The sequence below is a fragment of the Sphingobacterium sp. WOUb80 genome, from assembly GCF_050058145.1.
In the GTDB taxonomy this organism is placed as follows: Bacteria; Bacteroidota; Bacteroidia; order Sphingobacteriales; family Sphingobacteriaceae; genus Sphingobacterium.
In genome coordinates this window covers 1,161,177-1,180,619 of the sequence record NZ_CP165617.1, presented here as the reverse complement: position 1 = coordinate 1,180,619, position 19,443 = coordinate 1,161,177, and the positions used below count along the sequence as shown (strand labels likewise).

Annotated in this window: 11 protein-coding genes; 1 reads left to right on the top strand and 10 read right to left on the bottom strand. The window is 35.8% G+C overall.

From position 1 onward, the window contains the following. Positions 1 to 1,200, top strand: a complete 1,200-nt coding sequence (locus tag AB1Z56_RS04625) for an IS256 family transposase (RefSeq protein ID WP_426792381.1) — start codon at positions 1 to 3, stop codon at positions 1,198 to 1,200. Between the two features lie 185 nt (positions 1,201 to 1,385). Here the strand turns inward: AB1Z56_RS04625 and AB1Z56_RS04620 are convergent, their stop codons facing one another. The 10 genes from AB1Z56_RS04620 to AB1Z56_RS04575 form a co-directional block, all read right to left on the bottom strand. Continuing rightward, complete coding sequence (locus AB1Z56_RS04620; protein ID WP_426791241.1) at positions 1,386 to 5,225, bottom strand: hypothetical protein; 3,840 nt, start codon at positions 5,223 to 5,225, stop codon at positions 1,386 to 1,388. Between the two features lie 532 nt (positions 5,226 to 5,757). Next, on the bottom strand, positions 5,758 to 7,473 hold the full coding sequence (locus AB1Z56_RS04615) for a right-handed parallel beta-helix repeat-containing protein (protein WP_426791240.1): 1,716 nt from the start codon (positions 7,471 to 7,473) through the stop codon (positions 5,758 to 5,760). A 613-nt stretch (positions 7,474 to 8,086) separates the two neighbouring features. Then, positions 8,087 to 9,394 (bottom strand): TolC family protein, encoded by a 1,308-nt coding sequence (locus tag AB1Z56_RS04610; protein ID WP_426791239.1) that lies wholly within the window; start codon positions 9,392 to 9,394, stop codon positions 8,087 to 8,089. Continuing rightward, positions 9,394 to 10,719, bottom strand: a complete 1,326-nt coding sequence (locus tag AB1Z56_RS04605) for an HlyD family efflux transporter periplasmic adaptor subunit (protein WP_426791238.1) — start codon at positions 10,717 to 10,719, stop codon at positions 9,394 to 9,396. The genes AB1Z56_RS04610 and AB1Z56_RS04605 overlap by 1 nt, the downstream gene beginning before the upstream one ends. 5 nt (positions 10,720 to 10,724) lie before the next feature. Further along, positions 10,725 to 12,944 (bottom strand): peptidase domain-containing ABC transporter, encoded by a 2,220-nt coding sequence (locus AB1Z56_RS04600; RefSeq protein ID WP_426791237.1) that lies wholly within the window; start codon positions 12,942 to 12,944, stop codon positions 10,725 to 10,727. 34 nt (positions 12,945 to 12,978) lie between these two features. Continuing rightward, positions 12,979 to 15,054, bottom strand: coding sequence for a glycosyltransferase (locus AB1Z56_RS04595; RefSeq protein WP_426791236.1), 2,076 nt, complete (start codon positions 15,052 to 15,054; stop codon positions 12,979 to 12,981). A gap of 81 nt (positions 15,055 to 15,135) precedes the next feature. After that, on the bottom strand, positions 15,136 to 15,594 hold the full coding sequence (locus AB1Z56_RS04590; protein ID WP_426791235.1) for a hypothetical protein: 459 nt from the start codon (positions 15,592 to 15,594) through the stop codon (positions 15,136 to 15,138). 49 nt (positions 15,595 to 15,643) lie between these two features. Further along, the gene (locus AB1Z56_RS04585; RefSeq protein WP_426791234.1) at positions 15,644 to 16,174 is read right to left on the bottom strand and encodes a hypothetical protein; all 531 of its coding nucleotides are present in this window, start codon (positions 16,172 to 16,174) and stop codon (positions 15,644 to 15,646) included. A 6-nt stretch (positions 16,175 to 16,180) separates the two neighbouring features. Further along, positions 16,181 to 17,668 (bottom strand): hypothetical protein, encoded by a 1,488-nt coding sequence (locus tag AB1Z56_RS04580; protein ID WP_309360967.1) that lies wholly within the window; start codon positions 17,666 to 17,668, stop codon positions 16,181 to 16,183. A gap of 984 nt (positions 17,669 to 18,652) precedes the next feature. Beyond that, the gene (locus tag AB1Z56_RS04575; protein WP_426791233.1) at positions 18,653 to 18,973 is read right to left on the bottom strand and encodes a hypothetical protein; all 321 of its coding nucleotides are present in this window, start codon (positions 18,971 to 18,973) and stop codon (positions 18,653 to 18,655) included. Positions 18,974 to 19,443: the final 470 nt, after the last annotated feature.

Here is a 19,443-nt window from a genome sequence, read left to right as displayed (position 1 = left end):
ATTGACAAGGAGTCACTATTAAACGACAAGGAGTTCTTAAAGAGTTTTAAGGACGGTTTAGAGCTGCAATCGTTTTTCCGCGAGTTACAGGCACGGGCAGTATCGCAAATGCTTGAAGGAGAAATGGACGGCCATCTTGGCTATGAAAAGCATGAGCGCAGCGGTCAGGGCAATTCCCGCAACGGACATACGAGCAAAAAGGTTCGTGGGGATCAGGGAGATCTGGAGATTCAGGTTCCCCGAGATCGCGATGGTACATTCAATCCGATCATCGTTCCCAAACGCAAGAACATGATTGACGGAGTTGAGAACGTGATCGTTTCGCTATATGCCAAAGGCATGAGTGTTTCGGATATAGAAAATATGATGCGCGATGTGTATGGATTTGACCTTTCTGAATCGACGATTTCCCGGATTACCGACCGTGTGGCGGGTGATGAGATCGCCTGGCAAAACCGCCCGCTGGACAACGTCTATCTGATTGTATGGATGGATGGCATTGTTTTTAAGGTCAGGGAAAACTCCAAAGTGGTCAATAAAACCATTTATCTTGCTGTGGGCCTAAACCGGGATGGCTATAAAGAAGTTCTTGGCATGTGGCTGGGCAAGAATGAAAGTGCCAGTTTTTGGATGGGAATCCTGACAGACCTAAAATCCCGGGGAGTAGAGGATATGCTGATTACAGCGACCGATAACCTTAATGGTTTCTCCGCTACTATACGAAGTGTGTTTCCTGAGTGTAGTACTCAGGTCTGTGTTGTCCATCAGATCAGAAATGCTTGTAGATATGTTGTATGGAAGGATAAAAAGGCATTTACAGCGGACATGAAGCCTATCTATGATGCTCCCAATAAACAGGCAGCAGAAGCTGCACTGACTGATTTTGCTAATAAATGGGAATCCAAATATCCTTATGCCATACGATCATGGAGGGAAAACTGGGACGAACTGACCGTCTTTTACGGCTTTCCACTTGAGATCCGAAGAATAATCTATACGACCAATATCATCGAAAACATGAATGGGAAGATCCGCAAATACACAAAGAATAAACTGTCATTTCCCAGCGATGATGCCGTACTGAAATCTGTATATTTGGCTTTGAGAGAAATCTCTAGAAAATGGACAATGCCCATTCGTAACTGGGCTATTATCCTAAATCAGTTCTTAACTTTATTTGAAAAAAGAGTCCAGTTATAAGGAACATAACTGAACTCCGTATTTTTTATTTACACACTTGATGGGACAGTCCCCTTTTTTATTGAAATTCAGCAATGTAACTTAAACTGTGTCAGATGTCTTGAAAACAGACTGTAACTCAACTCCTCAGTTTTTATTTATACACTTTTAGGAAAAGTAACTAAAGTAATATTTTGTGAGGTTTCTTACCATGTTTCGTTTTCTAAATCTAATCTGTTAATCTCATTATTTATCGAGTCCAAAGCAGAAACAACTATGCTGCGGCTTTCCATATGTTCAGGGATCTTCTTTAATTCTGATACTAACAAATCCCTCAAATCAAGATCAACCTGAAATGGCTGTCCCGCAGTTCCAGATTTAACGCCCATTGATGTAAGCGCCTGATAAAATTTAAAGTGAGCATCTTTTAAAGCCTGGGTATTATCATCGGATTCTTCAAAATCAAGAACAAAAGAATATCCTTTCAATATTAAAGATACTAAATTCGAATTTTTAGTATGAAATACTTCTAGGCTTTCGGCAATTCTGGCAAGTTTAATAACATCATGAGCATGAATGTCGAGAATTTTTTTATATTTATCGTATATATTATCCGATACAGAATTTGCAGGTTGCAGGTATTCAAAAATATCTTTTCCATAGTATAAATGACCACCTTCATCATCTTCTTCAAGATACCAATCTAATGACTTAAAAAATAACCTTTCCTCAATATCCGCTTGCCCATTAAACAGGCGTGAACGATCACCATTTGGTACAAATTCATACCCGAATATAGTGCGATGTGTTTCCACATACTTTTTCTTATATTGATACCTTGCAATTAAATATTCAAAAATTACCTCACCACCAAAGTCATTCAACACTTTGATCAATATCCTTTCAATTTGATGTGAAAGGTGAAAAGGAATGGAATGACCAATAACTAAATCCTTAACCAGATCAGCCGAAGCGATTTTGTTATCACTTAACCATAGAAAAAACATTTCTGCATCTCTTTGGTTAGCCCTCTCCAGGTAATCGGAAATAATGGAGTATACATCAGGGTATTTAACAGATATTAAACTTTGTAGTGCACTGGCTAATTGAAAATTATTCTCCGGATTTTTTTTATTATAGATGTTTAGAATTAATTCGATGTCTCTTTCTGTGACAATAACCGCCCCAGGTACCCGAGTACCATAAATACTTAAAATAACATTGTCAAAACTTGAATTGTTGAAAGACTCAAGTTTTTGGATTCTATTCCAATATTCCATTCCTTCTTTCTTTTCAAAATAAATAGTAGATAATATACTACTAGCATATTGATAATATAAACGGTCCTTTTTTTCTAATAACAAATCATGAAAACGTAAACCATGTCCCGGAGATTCATTTATCAGTTGCCGCAAAAAATCATGGAAGTAAAATGGCGGATATTCTTGATCAGATAGAAATTCATAAAGAGCATTCGCAACCTCATTATGGTTATCGTCTTTAATCATTTCTGAAATCTTCGACTCGAAATCCTTTTTCATTTCATTAGAATCTCTTAATCCAATCTCAGAATTTCTAAAAGTACGAACCAACTCTTCCGCCAAGGTCTTAGGCTCCATTAAACCTTTTATCTGCTCAATCTGGGCAATGAATTGCTCTCCTATATTCCATTGCACATACCAATAAAGACTTTCAAATGTTTCCTTCTGAGCAGCAATACCAAAACTATTAGCCTTTTGTTCTAAAAAATTTAAAACCGAAGTTATTTCCTCATCATGACGAAATGAAATTCTGTTTCGTTCGGTAGCAAATATCATTCTCGGTATATCCAATATTAAATCTAATATCGACTTCCTATAGTCCGCCAAAAAATCCAATTCATAAGCTGAAGCTAAAAAATTGATAACATTGAGTCGAAATGATTTTACTGTACTAGACTCAGGAAGATAGTAGGTGGTCATGACAAAACTATGGCTATTGGCACTACTAGTTTCAGCTGATGTGAAATCAAGGCTAAGCATATTTTTAAGAATCTCCAATAAGAATGGAAAATTCTCCCCATTTGCTTTTTGCGCAGTCGCTAGCATATTATCAAGGAAATAGTTTTGCATTGATAAATGGTAATGATTAATTACATCTTGCTTTGAGTAATTGTAAATATTAGGAATCTGTTTGTTTCCAGTTAATTCATGTAGTTTAACTGCTGCCTTTAAAACAAATCCATAGTATTTGGGTAGCGAATTTAGATTACGTAGTATACTTGAAATTTTTTCTAAACTGGCATGGTGATTTCTATATCTGGTTTTTATTTCCAGCGCTTCACGAGCAATAGGGTGATTCAAATCAACTAAACATTTTAAATAAATTTCGATCGCTTTTTTTGCGATTTCGGGTCTTACAAAAACGATACGGCTTATTGTAGTAATGATACGGACAACCAATGCCAATTGTCTTTCATAGTTGAGATCATCAACATCACTATTTAGAAGTATCCAGGAAACATATTTGTCCAATATTTCATTTAAAATACTGGAGTCACTATTGCTAACTTCATCAACGCTGCTTAAATTAAATATGATATTATCCAGCAGGGCATTAAACTGGGATATATAGCCCGAAGCGTCGTCTTTATTAATGTCGAGCAGCAAAATATCGCTGTAAAAATCAGGTTTAATACTCTGCTCAAATCTTCCTGAAACAAATGAGAAGTCAACAAGCGTTTTTAGAGCTAGGTTTATCTCTGGAATGCCAATTTCATGGATTGTAGACAACTCCGTAATAATCTCATTATTTTCATAATTGAATGGCTCTATTAAAGCAATATTTTGAAGTAGTCTTTTTAGCTTCAACTTACTTATTTCAGTATGACTGCTGACTGTGGTGTAAAAACTATCAAAATACTTCACGACATAATCCTTTAAAAAACCCCCTTCTCTAATACGTGAAATCGGAATATTTTCGTGAATTGCTTTTAAAATCGCCACGATCAAAATTGGTCTACCATAGGACAATTCAATGAGATGATTGATATGATGGCGATAGGGAGATTCTGATAAATAGGAATCGAAAATTTGCTTTGTCTCCTCTCTCTCTAAATTTTCAAGTTCTATCTTTAAAAATTCCTCTTGTTCGTACTCTTTGATTAATCGTAATGAGTCATTTGCCTGCAAAGTTCTCGCTGTTAATATTAATTTTATCTTCCCCTCGAAGGACTCTGCCAGGCGTTTTAGATCACTTATCGTTTCTGAACTATAACTATGCGCATCATCAATTAGAATAATAATATTCTTGTCTAATGAAAGCGCTTTCTTCAGTATATCAAATTGAATGTTCTTACTCGCTAAAACTAGCGCTATCCAATTTTTAGTTTGTTTTATGTATTTTTCAAAAAACTCGACCACAAGTCTTGTCTTCCCTATACCGGCTTCTCCTGCTATTAAAGCAAGCACACTATTGTCATTTAAAAATTCTTTGAGTAAAGCGATATCTCGCTCTCTAGAAATAAATATGTTGGTAAGGGTTCCCGGATCAAATTCATTCAGCTGCATTTCTTTCTTAAAAAAATCGCGGTAGTCTTGTAGTTGGGCGGTTTTAAATCCTTCATTTAACCAAAGCTCCAACAATGGATATTGAACGTATAATGCAAATAACTTTGCCCCGTCCCATACTCTAAAAACTGTTCTTGACAAAAAACTTGAAGTCTTGTCCCTGAATAAGTCTTCAAGTTCCTTATGCTCTTGCGGTAATAATTCGATATTGGTGACTAACACAAAAAAATCTTCGCTTTTTATATTGCCAATTTCGGTTTTGAGCTGAGATTTTAAACTGCTAAACGCCTGTTTTCTTGCAACTTGGTGGAATTTATATTGAAATCTCCATAAACCGCTGTTATTGTCATATTCTCCAATGTACTTTCCATCTATACCACCATCCTTTCCCGGAGCAGAAAAAGGAATGAAATCATTTCCGATCTCAAAAGTTAATAAGGCATTACAGAATAATGTAAAATCCGTAGAATCAAAATTTGACCAATTAATATTATTCATCTATGGCAATCAAGGTTAAAAACTAAAGATTAATATGAAGATTAATCAAATATACATGAATCAATTTGAATAATTAAAGGTTAGAAACCAATAGATTTTTACATGTAAAGATCCAGTTAGGTATTCGCTGCTATTCAAATTCGGTATGGAAAGTTTCATATCTCAAAAGCGTTATAGAAACTTTATGGTTCAATTTCTGAAAAAAGCTATCATAAGAGATAAACTTTTGCAGAATCATAGGAAGCCGTAGCTGTAATCTTGATCCAGCATACAAGTTGAAATCTACTAACAAAAAAGCCCCCCTTGTTAACCGTCAAGGGAGGCAATGTTAGCTAGATGTCCGCTTTGGCTAAATGTTAACCGGCTTAGGGCTTCGATCTAAATCAAAGGTCGTAAGATTATTTAGAATTAGAGTTGTTCATTTCTTTGGTTCCGATTAAATAAAGAATTTTGTACCGTATGGAAAAGTGTATACTGGATAACACTTCAAGCCAGTTTGGTGTATTGTGGCCGCAGTAGCGATACAATAATACTACGTTGCTAAAATACCCGCAATTCTCAGTGTTGCTTTTAGCTCGCGAAGTTCCGTTAATATTCCATGCACTTCGGATTGAGCATATGTGGTTGAGGGCACATTAGTAGTGTCCGCTACTGCTGCCGCTTGATACACAATTCCTCTTTTGATTAGAGTGGCATCGGTATTAACGGCCTTCCATTCCCCATTTTTTGCTATCCTTAAAATATCTCCCGTGGTATCAAAAGCTAATTCTCCATCTGCATAAGGCGTAGCCGGAAGTCCCGAATTGGCAACATATGTGATAGGAATCCGTACAGTCTTCGTTTTTCCATCGAATTGAGAAAATATGATATCCGCTTGATTCTTAATTCTAAGGCGGTCATTCAACAGGTCAATGGTAGCACTCGAGTTGTTATTCTGTCGGTCTGTCAAAACCAGTTTTGTATTATTTCCATAAAGCTTCAATTGTGTGCCATAAAATTGATTATTCGTCGCATCATATAATAAGCCAGACAAGGACGCTGCAGGAAGATTAATTTTGCTTGTACTGCTAAAACTGTTTCCGAAGCCTTGAATTTTAGTATTGGAGCCCAAACTAAAGTCTATATCCCAGCTATGAGTAGTTCCATAGAATCTATTGTTACCAATATATAGATCCTGTGTTTTGTATGGCTGGATTCCAATTTTACCTTCTGAGTTTACCGTGCCAACATTAAAATAATTATTTGTTATAAAAACTCCAATCGTATCTAATCCAGTATCAGATGAAAATTTTATTATAGGCGATAAACCGTCTGTAAATCCATTGTTCTCACAATAATTTCCTTGAATTAATACAGCCTGCGCTTCGTCTAACAATATTGCGCACCCTCCTGCTTGACGACCGTTATTCTCAAGTTCGCAATTTAAGATGTTAATAGAAGAAGCCCTTTGTGTCACAGCGATCGCATATTCGGAGTTATTGTCAAAAAAACATCTTTCTATAGTTACTCCATTTGATTCCTTCAATAGCACAATACCCTTTTTATTGTTTGTAAATCGACAATGACTAAATGTAGAGAGAAAAGATAATTCCAAATTGTCTCCATATTTGACTGCCAAATCCCACCCAACGTAAGTAATATTTGTAAATTGACCGTTGTTTCTTGTATATGTCACATGCATTCCTATACCGATATTATCTCGATTTAGCTTTTCGATAATTAGATCTTGAATATTGGGATACAAATATTTCGTTGCAGTTCCTTTACACTTAATAAAGACATCATCCCCACTGTATGTTAAATAGGATTTATTTCCTATTATTTTTGTATTGGCTAATATGTTTATTGAGCCATTGAACATATATTTTGCATTACCATTGTTCGGTATAATGATGATCAAGTTGTTAGTATCAGCGTATGCTATGCATTTATTCAATTTGGATGTGTTATCAGGCAGCATGTCAGATACTCCAAAATACTGTACATGCAGTCTATCTAAAAACTTGTGAACTAATTTATTTCCACTAATTTCGACGATGCTAGCGTCATCACTTGGCCCGGGATCTTGTTCATTTTCCATATCTACATAGTAATAGATAATTGATTCAGGAGTATCACCTTTCTCGTAATAACCCAATAACTCTACTCCTGCATAGATTGGATTATTACCCTTCAATCCATCGATTTCGATTGCAGAAAGATTTTTCATATCCTGCATTGTGTTTTTAATTAAGAATTGATTTGCCATATTCTTTTGTTTTTATGTGTATGACAAAAGTATGGTTGCTACCATGGCTATCTGAGGAAAACAAGGTGTATGTAAGCGGTACTCGGGAGATACCGAAAAGTCTGGTATGAACTACAGCCTAAAAAAAAGCCGCCCTTATAACCGTTAAGGGAGGCAGTTTTGGCTAGATGTCCGCTTAGGCCAAATGTTAACCGGCTTTGGGCTTTGATCTAATTTAAAGTTAAATATATTATTTTGAATTTCAGGCGTTCATCTTTTTGAAAATGTTGTTCAAAAGTTGATTGCCATTAATAATTTTCATTTCGCAATTGCATTAGGAATTAAAGTTTGACATGATAAAGCTGCTTACGCATGTCAACCAATTGCTGCCTTAGCTTATCCTGACCTGGTGCTACCGGAAGTAAACCACTCAAGTAAAGCTCTTTAACTTCATGAAAGAGCCTTTGTGACCAGACAAAAAGTTTCTCATAGCTATAGGCACCAGTCTTGATATCTAGTAGCTCTCATTTAGCATCGGGTTAAAAATTGACATTCCGCTCGTCAATCTACATTCTGGGGAGTGGCCAGTTGAAGTTCCTTATCGAATGCTTATGAGTGACCGAAATTGAATTGTTTAATTATTAATCATTAATAGAAATTGTCGCTTATAATACAGAGCGTGAGTACTGGTAATAAGTTTAAACTCGGAGATATTAAACTCGGTCATCGCTTTATACAAATCAATAGAAGAACTTTTCCCTACTTTATAACGCTCACTGATACCTTCATAATTCATCTTGTTTGCTTCATATGTGGCCAAGATCGCTGATCTTTCTTCAATTGCTGCCTGATACTCCATCTCTCCTTGAGAAATGACCTGTAAACGCTCTCTTTTAATCTTCTCTTTTTCATAACGGAGACTCTGTTGATTTAATTTTGCATTCCTGATCGTAAACTTTGTCTTGAGACCATCAAATATTGGAATGGAAAGTGAGAGGCTGCCTGAGAGTGTCCTGTTTTGGTTAAACTGATTCCAAAAAGGGATGGTATTGCCTGTCAACAAATTCTGGCGCTGTGAAGAATAATTAGTTCCATAGCTTCCATTTAAAGTAATCGTCGGAAAATAGCTACTACGTGACAGCTTTACTTGTGCTTCCCCAATTTCTATTTGCTTATCTAAAACTTTTAGATATGGATCGGAACTTAAATGATAGATAGGCAATACAGAATTGACCAATAACTCTTTAGGAGCTAACACCTCCAATTCTTCAGATAAATCCATTTCCAAAAGTTGCTTCAACTTCATTAAAGAAAGATCGAATGCATTTTTTGCCGTAACTACATTCAACTTATCATTGGCATATTTTGCTTTGGCTTGCGAATAATCTATCAGCGTACGCTTACCTATATCCATCAAAGTTTTCTCCTGCTGGAGCTGCTGTTCAGAGAACTTCAACTGACTTTTACCAGCCTCCCAAAGATCATGGTTAACAAGTACCTGGATGAAAATGGCTAATAACTGAAGCTCTAACTCTCGCATCAATCTTTTATTGTCTAATGCTGCGAGTTCGAGTTTTAATTGCTCGATCTTAATTCCACTTTGCTTTTGCCCACCTTGATAGAGTATAACGCTGGTACCTAAATTACCAGTAGCATAGTTTGACCACTGGTTACCAGTAATAAGTTTGCCAGAGATCTGATCAAATACCATCCCCATTGTGTGTTGGTTATTAGTATTAAAAAAAAGATTGGGGTAAATTCCTCCCTTAGCAATTTCAACACTATTTTTAGCAATTTGCTCTCTTAGTTCTCCTTGTTTCAAGGATATGCTATTGTCGTGCAGCAACTGCATTGCATCTGTCAAGCTTATTTTTCTTTGCCCAAAAACGGAGGTACAAAAACATCCAAATAGAAAGACAATAAATATAATCAACCTTTTCATCACTTCGAACGATCTATATATTTTAGATTATCAAAAAAGCGCTCAATAAGTCTTCGTTCTTTTGTAACGATCTCGGCAGAACCTTTGGCTTCAAATTTAAAGTCTAACTTACTCCCATAGTTTGTCGTGAGTCCGCTCGGAAAAATCAATGTTACCAAATAGGAATCGACTTTTGAACCATTACCCAATTCAAAAGAACTGGAAACAAGTGATATATTTTTAACTTTTGCCTCGATATGACCATATTCCATGTAGGGATAGTCAACCATTTTTACAATAACACGTTGGCCTACCTTGACCTTTCCCGCGCCGCTCACAGGTAACATTACTTTACCAACAGCATCGTGTTCTTTGGGAACTATTGAAAACAGTGGTTCTCCAGCCTGAATGAATTGATTATCATTCCAGAACTTGAGAAATTGCGCTCTACCACCAATAGGTGATGTAATAAGATATTGCTTTTCCCACTGCGTAATTTTATCTTTCAGATTGTTATAAGAAGTAAGAAACTCAAGATCAAGCTGGAGTTCTTTTTCTGATTTACTAATTTTATTTTGTTGAATTGAATTCTCTGTATTGCTAATCTGCTCCCGCACAGAACCAGAATTTCGTTGCGAACTTCTCAATTGATCTTCGGCATTTAAATGCCCCGAAATTGACTGTTCATATTCTGCTTCACTGATCAATTTCTTGGCTAAAAGAACGGAGTCTCTTTCGAGGTATTTGTCCGAAATCTTTAAATTTCGCTGACTTAAAACTTCCTTAGCCCGAAGTGTATTTAACGCCGAATTCTGTTCATTCAAAATCTTTGCTAGCGATTGCCCCTGCTGATCATAAAGTTTGTGATCCTGATAGTCGGCAAGCTGTTTTACACTTGAAAGAAAACTGGAATAAGGTGCTGTTAAATCACCCAGATTTAGGTCTTTAGGTAACATGTGGTATAATTTTCGTGCACTTGAGGTTTTGAAATTCAACGAATCAATAAGGCTCTTTATGCGCAAAACCACATCTGGCTGTGCTGCATTATCTATCCAGGCCAACAACTGATTGGGCTGAATAATATCCTGAGATTTTAGTGTGTTGATCCTTATCCTTCCGCTCTGAAATGCTACGAGCTGTAACGGAGCCTGTTCTGCCGATATTGTTACTTCCCCAGTAACAACATCTGGATACTTGACGACATAGCCAAAGAATATTAATAATCCCACAATGAAACAAACCAATAAACTGATATTGCGCGCAAAAGTATTGGGCATACGTTCGATAATATCCCTTACCTCCTCCGTACGTTGATCAATGACTAACTCTTTTCCTTTCGTTTCCATAATGATCAATTTGTTAATACCCTTACTTCAGATTGACTATCGACCAATTGATGATAGCGCCCTCTCCGCTCCATGAGTGTCTCATGATTTCCTATCTCGATAACCTGGCCATCCTTCATAACAACGATTTGATCCGCCTTGCGTATAGTGCTCAATCTATGGGCCACAACAATGACTGTTTTACCCGAAAAGACATCATCTAGAGCTGCTGTGATTTTTTGTTCATTTATCGTATCCAATGCATTGGTTGCTTCATCAAAAAATAAGATGTCGGGATTTTTATATAAGGCACGCGCGATTAGGATACGCTGCTTTTGCCCTCCACTCAATCCTCTGCCATTTTCGCCCATTTTCGTTTGGTAGCCTAAGGGCAGCTGCTCAATCTCATAACCGATGTTGGCTGCTGCAACAGCGCGTTTTAACCTTTCAGTGTCTGGCTTTTCATCATCAAGGACAATATTATTCAAAATTGTATCATTGAATATTTTACCATCTTGCATTACCGCCCCACATTTGTCCCGCCATTGACGCAAACTGATATTATTGATATTCATTCCACCAATAAGTATCTCCCCGTAACTAGGTTTATATAGCCGCAACAACAGTTTTAATAAGGTGGACTTGCCTGAACCACTATCACCCACTATAGCAGTGACTTTACCTTCCGGGATTGTGAGGTATACATTCCGTAGAATAACGGGAGAAACATGTGTATATTGAAATGAAAGATTTGTGACAATAATATCTTTGTTGCCGGTAAGCTCCATATCGTTGTTTCCGGTATCCTCATCCTCTTCTTTAAGAGACTGAACTTCATTTAAACGCAGAAAGCTAATCTGCGCAAACTGAAATGAAATCATAAACATTATAAACTGCTGTACAGGTCCATTAAGCATCCCGATAATGAATTGAGTTGATATCATCACCCCAAAGGTTATATCTCCGGCTATAACAGCCTTAGCGCAGAAGAAAGTAATAAGTAAATTTTTCACACTGTCTATAAATCCGGCGCCAAGATTCTGCACATTGTTTATACCCAACATCCTGAGATTTACCTTAAATAGCCGGGCTTGTATCCCCTCCCACTTCCAGCGTTTTGCCTGTTCGTAATTATTAATTTTTATATCCTGTATAGCTCCTATCGTCTCTACCCAATAACTCTGATTCTTGGCTGTGAGCTCAAAATAGTCCCAGTCCAATTTTTTACGAAGTTTGAGAAATGCCATTATCCAAAATATATACAGTGCACTGCCGCCAACGAAAATGTAGAAAATAGTGGCATTATATATTAAAAGAACGATACTAAATATTAAAAATGTCAGCATAGAGAATACGAGGTTGAGCGAGTTGTTCATAATAAAACTCCGTATCCGTTCATGATCATTGGCACGTTGTAGAATATCGCCCAGCATTTTGTTCTCAAAGAAAGAAACCGGCAGCTTCATCAATTTAATAAGATAATCAGAAATCAGGGCAATATTGATACGTGAAGACATATGTTGCAGAATCCAATCCCGCACAGCTGAACTGAGGGTAATACTTATAATTAAAGCTAAATTGGCTATCAATACGATATTAATAAAGCTAATGTCTTTGGTTTGTATCCCGACATCAATCACGGCTTTGGAGATAAAAGGTAATACCGCCTGCATAGCCGTAATCAGTAGCATAACGATACCCAAATATCCAAAGCTCTTTTTATAGGGTAAAAAATAACCCAGTATATTTTCTAGATGTCTTCCTCGTTCCGCTTTCTCTCCAGCCTGTCTTTGTTTGAAGTCCGCCTGGGGTTCTAGAAGCAATGCTATGCCTGAAGTTTTGTTCTCGTTTCTTTTAATCCATTTCTCCTCGAATTCATCCTGGCTGTAGACAATTTTCCCCCGGGCCGGATCTGCTACAAAAAATGTAGACTTTCCTCCTTTCTTTGCTTTAACATCATAGAGAACTACAAAATGGCTATTATCCCAATGAATAATCAATGGTAACGGTACCTTTATAATCAACTCTTCGATTGAGCAATGGGCAGCCAATGTTCTGAGACCTATCGTTTCAGCAGCATGGGAAATACCTGCCAGTGAGACACCCTCCCGGGTATTTCCGCAGAGATCACGAAGGTAGGGCAATGAATAATACTTTCCATAATATTTTGCAACCATTTTCAAACTAGCCGGACCGCAATCCATAAGGTCAAGCTGTCGATCTATAGGAAATAATTTCAAATTCATATTTACTAAAATTGTATCGGCGTAATAATGGATCCTAGGCCCAATTCATATGTCTACGGATATCTATTCCTAGATGTTTTTCTAATTTATTTATCCATTTTGTTAAGGAACCAGATTTAGAGATAAACTGGGTATTGGAAAAATTCAACACCAGAATTGCCTGCAAAGCAAGTTCCTTTTCCTCAAAATCGACACCTAAATGCTCCAATTGAGTTGAAATTAGCTGTATAGTCTCCTCCTTACAGTTGGACTCCCTATTAGTCATTAAATCTTGAAAAACATTAATTTCATATACCGGATACAACCTTATTTCATCTATTTCGAGGAGTTTGGCCCAACACAAATGGTGTATACCCTTAACAGGCAACTTTTTAAGCGTAGCGGTATTAAAGATAAACCCATTGAAATTGTAGGGGACAATTGTTTTAATCAACTTTGAAAAAGTTATGGTATCCGTCGGATGTGTTCTATCTACAATCTGACTGTTGGAATTAACAAAAAAATTGTTTGATACAATTAGATTTGTCGCGGGATTCTGCTCTAAGAACACCAGTCTATTTTGAAAACTATTTTTGAAGTAAATGCAACTCAGATTACAAAATGCTACATATTTACCTAACTCCAGTTTATTTAATGCATATACAAAAGCTTCGTCCGCGGTAATCTCATCTTTCATCTGAACGATTTTGCTTATAACATTGTGACCAATCGTTGAGTTCAAAAAATTACGCACTACTGCCTCGATTTTTGAATTGACCAAAAATAGAACGTCGATATTGCGATGGCTTTGCTTAATCAGACTTTGCAATGAAAGTATTTGGGCTTTACTTAAATGCTCGGTATTAGCAGGAAGAGCGACGACAACCGAAATCTTTTCTATAGGTGAGGCCGAAGGACATTGAGCTTGAATCTCTTGATATTTCGAAAAAGTTTTTTCAATCATAGATTCTAAACAAAAGTTTTCCTTTGCAATTTTCGTTGCATTTTTCCCCAATATTAATCGGCGCTGATTATCCTCGATCAATTCAATGACTTTATTTCGCACATCATTGAGATTGATCTCACATCGTTCGTCATTGAAACTAACCTCTACTAGGCTACCATTATAATTTTCCTGAACCATTTCATTTAATCCATCGACATTGGATACAAGTAGAGGAATGGCATGATGCATCATCTCAAGCGCCGCATAACTACACTGCTCAGCATGTGACAACAAAAGCCCCAAATCAGTAAATTTATGAAAGTCAAAAAGTGTTGCCTTATCCACTGTCCCTAAAAACGTAACCCTTGACCAAAAACGCTTGAAACGTGAAAATAACAAATCAAAAGATCCTGAACCTGCAATGACCAATCGTAAAGAATCATATCGTTCACAGAGTTCTTCAAAAACCGGAATAAAATCTAATATTCCCTTTCTTTGATTAATAGCACCAACATAAGTAATAATAAAGTCCTTTTCCGAAAATCCAAAATGAGATTTAAGATCTTCGCCGTTAGTACATCCTAACGGTTTTGTCTCAATACCATTAAAAATTTTTGAAATCTTACATGCCTCAATGCAATAAAGCGACTGCAAAACCCGCGCAGCATCTTCAGTAACAGTTATAAAATGATCGACATTTGCATAATTCAAATACTCATGATACATTTCTAAATCTGCTTTTCTTGGAGATGCGATTTTGCCTAGATTATTGTGATAATGGTAAAAGATATCATAGTTAGTGGATACAAAATTCCTATAAATAATATAGTGTTTGGTGAGCACTATACTACAGTTTATTTTGCTTTTGAGAAAATATGCAATCTCGGTATGAAATATCCAATTAAAATGGAATAAAGGCCTCTCCACCTCTCCTATCCATTCAATGATCTTATCTGCGTAATATTCACTATATGCTTCCTTTCTCAAATCTGGTGAACCCGAAATATGAATTTCATTTACACCATTATCGTTCTTGATACAACTTTCGTTTTCTTCAATATCAATAAAAGTTAAATGAAAATGATCTGGTTCACTGGATCTTGCAAAATCTCTTATTTGGTCAATATAAGTTCTAACTCCGGTTCCATGAGAAACCCTTTTTGAGTCAATGATATAAATATTCAAAATGAAGGGGTTATTATACTTTTTATGTTATTATTTCGGGATTGGTCAAGAGCATATCAATTAATAGATTAACTGATATGCTCATTCATTACTAAAACTCAGATAAAGAATATTTTTCTTTTTATCAAAAAGAAAAATACCTTTTTCAGAAAATCCAAATTCAGTCTTACGGATTTCGATGCTATAATACAAATCCTCCAGCCTGATTCCTTTCAGCATTCTACTCAAAAAAATCTCCCTGTAAATACTATTTCCATAAGCAATCTTAACAAGCTGTTTTTCTTGATCAAATATTAATACTTTGGACGGAATTTGGGCTCTACCCAAATTACCTGTTGTATCTATTGTCGCTTTTTGACATTTGATCCATCGAATATTTTTAACATAATCTAATGCTTCATCACTTCCCAATTTTATTGCGATCGTAGACTCCCCTCTATTCTCATCGCCAAAGAACTTCCTGTATTCATAAATAATGATGTCTTGTTTCTCATCTAACTTCAACCCAAAGATAGTTTCATTATAATCGGCCAATGACATTGTCCTTAAATTATCGTTACAAGACACACATAATGTTCCCTTCACAGCATCAATTATCAAATATTAAAAAGAGAATTTCGTTGCTTTTATCATATAACAAAACCCTTTTTTCAATATTTCCAAATTGATTAGATTTTGACTGAAATTGATAATACATATTAGATGTTGGAATATTAATTATTTCTTTTAGATCAACATATCTACCGATTCCTTTTCCATAAGCAATATGTACATACTGATTTTTAGGATCGAAAATAACGGGATATGTTTTATCCCTCTCACTAAAAATATATTTATCTGGGTTTAATAATTCCTTCGGACATTTTGTCCATGCAAGTTTATGGATATATTCTTTGGTGGTTTTACTTTTCAATTGAATGACAGATGTTGAAGTCCCACTATTTTCCCCCGCAGGGAACTCCCGAAAATCTTTTAACGTACTATCAACCTGCAGATCTAAGGGTAAATTAAATACCTCCTCAGATAGCTTGTCCAAGGACATTTTTTGAAAATTATCATCACAGGAAATTGTTAAAAGACAAAAAAGTGCACAAAATATCTGAAAATAAATCCTATTCATAGGTTATTATCTATTTTTAAGTTTATCTAATATTTCGGGAGGAATATTTCCGAAACTAATGTCAAAATTGGCAGCACTTTCAGGTGCCATTTCATTGATTAATCGTGTTACATACTCACTTCCAAATGATCTTGTCCCGTTGTCAAAATTATAATAATCATACATACCAACCATCTGACCCGTAGAATCATAAATACCTGTAAATTTGCCCAATGCTCCCTTATACTTATCGATGATGGCCTGGTTATTCGTGTCTGCTTCGTAGGCTCCTAATTGTGCTGTGTAATACTTTTTACCATCATTTGATTCTAAATAAACACGGCCTGATAATTCTGCGGGGCTTAAAGATGGTTTTAGTGTTTTAAGTTCATTAAAATCGCTCTCAGACATCACATAGGATCCGTTTTCAGCTTTGCCATGCCACCAGATATCAAAAAGTTCCTTTTCAAAATTAGAATCTAAAAATCCAGCCATTGAGCCAGCAATATTTATATCTGTCTCATCAGAAAGCTGGCCTAAAAGAGGAACAAGACTGCTTAAGACGCTTTTAAATTGCGCTAAAAATTTAGTGACAGCAACTAAATCATCAATCAATTTGGAGCGATCAATTTCAAATTTATAATCATTCGAATCTCTTAGCACACTTTGAATGTTAATATTTAGTTCAGAAGCTAGCCGGCCCTCTAAAAGATATGTTAAAATGGCTCTATTGTTGTCTCCATAGTGCTCATTTAAAAATTGGAATTGTTCCAATTCTGTGTTATATCCTCCGAACTGACCTGTCTGATAATTTAATGATTGAAGTGACTGTGTATCCTTAGAAGATACAATGTAGTAGATTCCATCACCATTTACAGAATTGGCGGGGTTGTTTTCTAAATAACTGCCACCTTGGCTTGTGTTATTCGGATTATAAAGAGTAGTTCCTCCTCCAGAAGTATTAAACTTACTCATGAAAAAACCTTCAAGATTGAGACCAGATCCATCCTGATGATTTTGAATATATTGGTATATTTCTTTTTGTATTTGAGACATACCTTGCGTAGGGTCTGAAGCGGTATAACCACTATATCCTTGTTGTGGATTTTGGCCATTATAGTTGTATGACCCACTCCCAGAACCATTATTATTGTTTGGCTGATTGCCATTATTAGTTCCGCTTCCTGGAAAACCACTATTGGAATCGCCATTTCCACCAAAGCCATATCCACTATAACTATTATGATGGCCATTAGAATAAACATCAACGACAGGGATAACTATATGCCACGCGGCATTGCTCATTGAGGAATCCATGGGAGTATATGTTCTTGTATTAAAATCATATCTGCCACTCGGGATATCGGTCAGGTCGCCATTGGCTAATTTATTCCAGATATCGTTAAATGATCCACCTCCTCCGCCCGTTCCGCCCAGTGTATTGTGCAATTCGATTTCTCGTAAAATGTTTAGCTCAAAAGACAATACATCGAGCGTAGATTTATTTCTTTTCATAAAAATAGGACTATCGATTTAATAATTTTTACTAGTTGGCTCTAAAGTAAATAATTTTCACAAAACCCAAAAGAAAAAAACAACGCAATCGATTGTTTTATTTTTAATTCGTAATTAAAGCACTATTTAAATTTCCACTTGTCATTATCGGTGAGCATCGCAAATCGACATCCAAGATCAATAATATGTCTTCATAATTGATTTATTTTGACTTTCCTTCATTCAACATTTCCCCATAGTATTCTGCAGCACTTTCTTTAGTCAGTATTTTTCCGTTTAGCGCTAGATAAATCAAATGATGTTCCTCAGTTTTACAATGGTTTTTCAGATGCTTAATATAAAAACAGCTACCTGAAAATGTTAGTTTCCGGTCTAGGAATAAAATTTATTTTCTATTCCAATAACACGTTTGAAATCATCATAGGAAGTAGAAACAGAGAGCTCCCTGTCGTGAGTAGATTGCGGATCTAATAAAAATATAAGAATTTCAGAAATTTTATTCTCGCTCCACTTGACAAAATTCAATGGATTAAAATCTAACGTTAAGGTGTTTCTATAAGCTTCATTAAGTTTGGACTGAAGCTCATTTTTATTTCTCACTTCTCGAAAGAAGTTTTCAATATTGGCATCGATAATTTATATTATTTTATATATGTAATTCATTGAAAAGACAGGGAATCAAACTAACAGGCAAAAGCATCTACTGAAACTAATTATTCGCTAATAACAGTAACATTTATTTGCCCACATAAAAATGAGTCAATTCTTCTTAATCAAAACTATCTTTGGTTAAAGATGGATGGTTAGATGAAGATGTAATGGGTGTCCATATGGCGTTGTTTCTTGGCGCTTCGTAGTTTCCAGATGAGCTAGTAGTATATTTAGGGCTATTATTCCTAAAGTAAAAAAGTACATCAATAATTTTTATTCATAGCGTTCCCCAAATGATCGTATTTCAAATTTAGATTATTTAAAATTCGATCTTCAAAAGTTTTTTATCACAGTTTTTCTTGTTCTAATTTTTTCTTTATTTTCAGGCTCATGATTTACTACAATCACCTGATCTTCACGACTTATAACGGAAATAAGCAGTAATTCTGTGTCTGATTCAGACGGAGATGGAATTAACACTAAATAGCGTTCGCCATTCTTATTATCATAAATATAGCCCTCATAAAAATATGGACTATTTTTATCTATGTTGAATATAGAATCTTTCAATTCTCCATTTTGCGAAGCGTTAAATAACCTAATCCTTTGCATCAGTGAATCTTTTGAAACCTCAAATTTGTATCTTTCTGCCATCAGATTACTACCTGCGGCTATAAAATCGCAACCATATGCCACCACTTCTGAGAGTATCTTGACACTTTTGATATGTGCATTGATCCGAAACTCTGGTATGACCAGCAGGCTTAGAGTTTATTATTTTATTTCTCCAGTAGAATTATTATCTTGACAGGGCTTTCAACTAATTGTCATAATGAATCGCTTAAAATTATATAACTAAATCAACAAAATACCCAATGTATAAATCTCTTCAAGCCAAGTTAAAAACCTTTCATAAAGTCTGTAATAAGCCTTTAGAATTGCTTTTGCTCCATTTTATAGAAAAGACTTCTATACTGTTCTAAATGAGGTAAAAAAGTACTGCGTTCCACTTATCTCCAGATCCTGTTAGCTGATCAGGATTCAGAGGATATCTATGAGTCCGATGGGAACTTGCCCGACTACTTTTCATTTCGGATATGTGGGAAGTTAAAAAATGAAGTAGA